General features: G+C 42.6%; 2 protein-coding genes. Both read right to left on the bottom strand.

Annotation, left to right across the window (positions count from 1 at the left end; all coding sequences use genetic code 11):
- The coding region (locus CBG25_RS03770; RefSeq protein ID WP_290603829.1) for a helix-turn-helix domain-containing protein at positions 1 to 93 on the bottom strand (93 nt) is incomplete at its 3' end.
- Between the two features lie 136 nt (positions 94 to 229).
- Positions 230 to 508 (bottom strand): helix-turn-helix transcriptional regulator, encoded by a 279-nt coding sequence (locus tag CBG25_RS03765; protein ID WP_290603709.1) that lies wholly within the window; start codon positions 506 to 508, stop codon positions 230 to 232.
- Positions 509 to 824 lie beyond the last annotated feature (316 nt).

Raw genomic sequence — 824 nt, 5'->3', positions numbered from 1 at the left:
TCTTGAGCATGAAAGCCGTCGAGCAATCGCACGTATAGACATACCCTGGCGATGTAAAACAGAAATTTCCACTCTGATCTCCAATGTTATCATCGGCAGTACCTTAAAACTGCCATTTTTACTCTTGGTGGATCAGTTTTACATTAGCAAGTGGATCATTTTTACATTGGTAGCGACACGTAGTGTGTTAAGGCTCAAAGAAGATTGAGCCTTTGAAGCGATTTACCGATTAATCTTTCCGATACTCAACTTTGCATTTTTCCAGCACAAAGATAAACAGACGCACCTGAAACATGGCGAGTAAGCTATTGAGTGAATAGAAATCTAACTTGATTTTAATATCTTCCAACGTCTGTTTTATTGCTGGATAGCTAACAGAACGTAGATGAGCTATTTCTCCTTGAGATAATCCAAGGCAGAACAATATTGCCGTTTCAAATTGGGCTGGCGTTAGCTCTGGAAACACATCATGTAATTCAGAGATGCTAGATAAGTCGAAGGTTCTCATGCCGTCCCCTCCATCACTGGCTTACGTCCAGCCCAGATAAGCCGATCGTCCTTGAATAGCACGTTGAATATACGATGGTCATTACGAGTGAATGAGACTTTGCTAGAAGGCCTATTGGAGTTTTTAGGAAATATCCAATAAGTATCGATAAATTTAGAGCAAGATTGAATGGTAGCCATAGTTGCGGCCTCTTGTACAGGTTGTGAAACCTCACCAAGCCGCTACTAAACGGGGTGGTGAGACGTAACAAGGTTAGTAGACCGGCGTACAAGAAACCGGCGAGCTTTTGGCTCCCTCGCTACGCCTCACCATAATA

Origin of the sequence: Arsenophonus sp. ENCA, assembly GCF_002287155.1 — a bacterium.
In the GTDB taxonomy this organism is placed as follows: Bacteria; Pseudomonadota; Gammaproteobacteria; order Enterobacterales; family Enterobacteriaceae; genus Arsenophonus; species Arsenophonus nilaparvatae.
Note: the sequence above shows the minus strand (reverse complement) of the source record. Positions and strands in the feature narration are given on the sequence as shown.